The following is a 3,941-nucleotide window of genomic DNA, read 5'->3' on the forward strand; positions in this document are numbered from 1 at the left end:
TTGCCGACACCTCGGCGATCGGCTCGGTGATGATTCCGCAGATGGAGCGCTCCGGCTATCCGCGGGTGTTCGCGACCAACCTGACCATCAGTTCGTCGGTGCAGGCACTGTTGGTGCCGCCAAGCCATAACGCGGTGCTGTATTCGCTGGCGACCGGCGGTACCATCTCGATCAGCGCGCTGTTCATGGCCGGCGTGTTTCCCGGCCTTTTGCTCGGCTTCTCGCTGATCATGCTCTGCATCGTGATCGCCTATCGCGAGCGCCATCCGCAGGGCACGCTCGTTAAGGCCGCGGACGCGATCAGGATTACGGTCGACGCCGCCTGGGGCCTGATCACGCTGGTTATCATTCTCGGCGGCATCCTGGGCGGCATATTCACCGCGATCGAGGCCGGCGCAGTGGCGTGCGTGTGGGCATTTTTCGTCACGATGTTCATCTATCGCGATTATCGCTGGCGCGATCTGCCGGTGCTGCTGCACCGGACCCTGCGCACAGTCGCAATGGTGATGACCTTGATCGCCTGCGCCTCCTCGGTCGGCTACATCATGGCGCTGACGCAGATGCCGGCCAAGATGACGCAGTTCTTCCTGTCGATCTCGAGCGACAAATACGTCATCCTGCTGCTGATCAACGTGCTGCTGCTGGTGCTCGGCACGCTCATCGACATGGCGCCTTCGATCCTGATCGCAACGCCGATCCTGCTGCCGGTGATGCAGAACTTCGGCGTCGATCCCGTCCATTTCGGCATGATCATGCTGCTCAATCTTGGCATCGGTCTGTGCCATCCGCCGGTCGGCGCGATCCTGTTCGTCGGCTGCGCGGTCGGCAAGGTGTCGATTGAACAGGTGATGCGCAAGATCTGGCCGTTCTATGCGGTGATGTTCGCGGTGCTGATGGCCGTCACCTACATCCCGGAGATCTCGCTCTGGCTGCCGCGCCACGTGCTGCACTAGCGAACGAGGAGCTCATCGCGCGCGTCTTCCGGACGGGGGTCTCCACTTTTTCGAATGGCAGGCTATGCTGGCCAGAAGGCTCCCATTCGAGAAGGCGCTCGCCATGAAAATCGTCGACCTTAGCCGTGAGCTCTATCACCGCACGCCGAGCTATCCCGGCCATCCCCCGATCATCCATGGCATCTGGAAGGACCACGAGGCGGCGCTGACGGAATCCGGCAACGTCTGGGGGCTGGCGTCGATGTTCATCTCGATGGCCGACCATGGCGGCACCCATATCGATGCGCCCCGGCATTTCGGCCCGCGCGGCATCCCGATCGATAAGTATCCGCTGGAAAAGTGCATCGTACCCGGAATCTGCCTCGACCTGCAGCACATCGCGCCGCGCGCCGAGATCACGCCGGCCGACCTGGAGGACGCGGTCCAGAAGACAGGGCTCGGCGTGCCCAAAGGCGGCACGGTCCTGCTCTGCACCGGGCATCACGCGCGCACCTTCCCACGCAAGGCCTATGCGACCGACAACAGCGGCGTGAACGTCGCGGCGACCGAATGGCTTGCCAAACAGGGCGTCGTGCATTTCGGCATCGATTCGATGCGGCCCGGCCCTGACAGCGACGTCAACCTGCTGGTTCACAAGGCCTGCCTCGACCTGGACATCACCCACATCGAGAGCCTCTGCAATCTGGAAGCCTTGCTCGGCAAGGGGCAATTCACCTTCATCGGCCTGCCGATGAAATGGCGTGACGGCACGGCCTCGCCGATCCGTGCGGTCGCAGTGTTCGACATGTAGCGCCAGCGCGGAAAAGAAAATGCCCGAGAGGAAAACCCAGTACCCGCGCCGCGCCGTTCTCCGCGCCGGCGGGCGCCTGATCACGGCTGCCGCGGCGACCGCGCTTGGCCCACGCTTCGCCCATGCAGCCGGCTATCCCGAGCGCCCGATCAGGATTATCGTGCCGTTCGCGCCCGCAGGCCCGACCGATATCATGGGACGGATTCTCGCCCGTCATCTCGGCGAGGCGCTTGGCGGTACGGCTGTGGTCGAGAACCGCCCCGGCGCGGGCGGCAATATCGGCATCGGCATCGCCGCGCATGCAGAGCCCGACGGCTACACGCTGCTGGTGACGTCGAGCGCCTATGTCGTCAATCCCAGCCTCTATGCCAAGATCCCCTACGACCCCACCAAGGATTTCGCCGCCATCGCCGAGCTCGGCACCTCACCCAATGTGATCCTGGTCGATCCCAAGCTCGGCGTGAACACAATCGCCGAGCTGATCGCCCGCGCGAAGGCCAATCCGGACGAGCTGAATTATGCGAGCCCGGGGATCGGCACAACGCCGCATCTGTCCGGCGAACTGTTCAAGATCATCTGCGGCATCAACATCACACACGTGCCCTTCTCCGGCGCGGGTCCTGCAATCCAGGCAATCCTCACCGGAACCACGCAGGTCGCTTTCGCGGCACTGCCGCCGGCGCATCCGCAGATCGAGTCCGGCGCGCTGAAGGCGCTGGCGGTGACCGGCGAGCACCGCTGGTTCGACCTGCCTGAAGTGCCGACCATGGTGGAGCTCGGCTACAAGGACTTCGTCTCCGACACGTTCCAGGGATTTCTCGCGCCAGCGAATACGCCGGCGGCCGTCGTGGCGTTGCTCGCGAGCAAATCGATCGAGATCCTGAAGCGGACCGACATCGCCGAGCAGTTGCGCAACGACGGCTTCGAGGTGATCGCCAATGGCCCCGACGGTATGCGGAAGCGTATCGCGGATGAAGTGGCGAAATGGCGCGACGTCATTGCCAAGGCCGGCATCAAGCCGGTCTGAACCCTTCGGCTGCCCGTTGCATCCTGATGCGTGGTGACGCGCCGATCAAGACGCGTTGATCAGAGCCTCAATGTGCACCGAGCGCAGTGCACTTCGTCTTGCGGCATGCTCTCAGCCTGGAATACGCTGCGCCCATAAAAAACAACCTCTGGGAGGAATTGGCCATGACCACGCGTCGGGATTTTCTGCGCGGTGGCGCGGCTGCCGGCCTCGTCTTTTGCGGTTGCGGCATGTTGCCGGGTGTCCGCGGGCAAACGACGACGCGCCAGACGCTTCCGGTGATGGTGAACGGCAAGCGCGCCAGGACCATTGATGTCCATTGTCATTGTCAGATTCCGGAGGTCGCCGCGCTACTCGGCCAGGATGGCAGCAAACTGCAGCTTTTGCCGGTCAATGGCGGCGACGAGGTCTATATCGACATCAACAAGCGCCTTGCGGCCATGGATGCGCAAGCAGTCGATCTCGAGGTGCTGTCGATCAATCCGTTCTGGTACGACCGCGACCGCGATCTCGCGGCGCAGATCGTCAAGATCCAGAACGAGAAGCTCGCCGAGCTCTGTGCGTCGAAGCCGGACCGGTTCGCGGCCTTTGCCTCGCTCACATTGCAGGCGCCCGATCTGGCGGTGCAGGAGCTCGAGACGGCTGTCAAGAAGCAGGGATTGAAGGGCGCTGCGATCGGTGACGTCGTCAACGGGGTGGAATTCTCCGATGCCAGACTGCATCCGGTCTGGGCCAAGGCGGAAGAGCTCGGTGTACCCTTGTTCATTCATCCCCAGGGGGTTCCGGAGCTGAACAAGCGCCTGGCCGGCAACGGCTGGCTCGCCAACACGATCGCCAATCCGCTGGGCACGACAATCGCGCTGTCGCATCTGATCTTCGAAGGCACCTTTGACCGCTTCCCTGGGCTGAAGGTGATCGCAGCCCATGGCGGCGGCTATCTGTCGTCCTATGCCGACCGCTCGGACTATGCCTGCATGGTCGGGCCGAAGAGCTGCAACGCGGAGATCGCGCTGAAGAAGAAGCCGAGCGAATATCTCAAGCAGATCTATTTCGACTCCCTGATCTTCTCGCCCGAGGCCATCCGCCATCTGGTGGCGCAGGTCGGCGCCGGCCAGATCGTGCTCGGCAGCGACTATCCCTATCCGTGGCAACTGCATCCGGTCGATCACAT

4 protein-coding genes are annotated in these 3,941 nt (G+C 63.2%); all 4 read left to right on the forward strand.

Features of this window, described 5'->3' with window-relative positions; genetic code table 11:
• Positions 1-953, forward strand: a 953-nt coding sequence (locus WA702_RS10490; RefSeq protein ID WP_425110446.1) for a TRAP transporter large permease, incomplete at its 5' end; no start/stop codon positions are given.
• A 103-nt stretch (positions 954-1,056) separates the two neighbouring features.
• Complete coding sequence (locus WA702_RS10495) at positions 1,057-1,743, forward strand: cyclase family protein (RefSeq protein ID WP_425110447.1); 687 nt, start codon at positions 1,057-1,059, stop codon at positions 1,741-1,743.
• Between the two features lie 19 nt (positions 1,744-1,762).
• The gene (locus WA702_RS10500; protein WP_425110448.1) at positions 1,763-2,770 is read left to right on the forward strand and encodes a Bug family tripartite tricarboxylate transporter substrate binding protein; all 1,008 of its coding nucleotides are present in this window, start codon (positions 1,763-1,765) and stop codon (positions 2,768-2,770) included.
• A 164-nt stretch (positions 2,771-2,934) separates the two neighbouring features.
• Positions 2,935-3,941: amidohydrolase family protein (locus tag WA702_RS10505; protein WP_425110449.1), on the forward strand; the 1,007-nt coding region annotated here is incomplete at its 3' end.

The organism is Bradyrhizobium sp., from assembly GCF_049798375.1.
Classification (GTDB): Bacteria; Pseudomonadota; Alphaproteobacteria; order Rhizobiales; family Xanthobacteraceae; genus Bradyrhizobium.

Excerpts from the sequence above, each read along its gene's own strand:
- WA702_RS10495 (WP_425110447.1), top strand. The coding sequence starts at position 1,057 with ATGAAAATCGTCGACCTTAGCCGTGAGCTCTATCACCGCACGCCGAGC.
- WA702_RS10500 (WP_425110448.1), top strand. The coding sequence starts at position 1,763 with ATGCCCGAGAGGAAAACCCAGTACCCGCGCCGCGCCGTTCTCCGCGCC.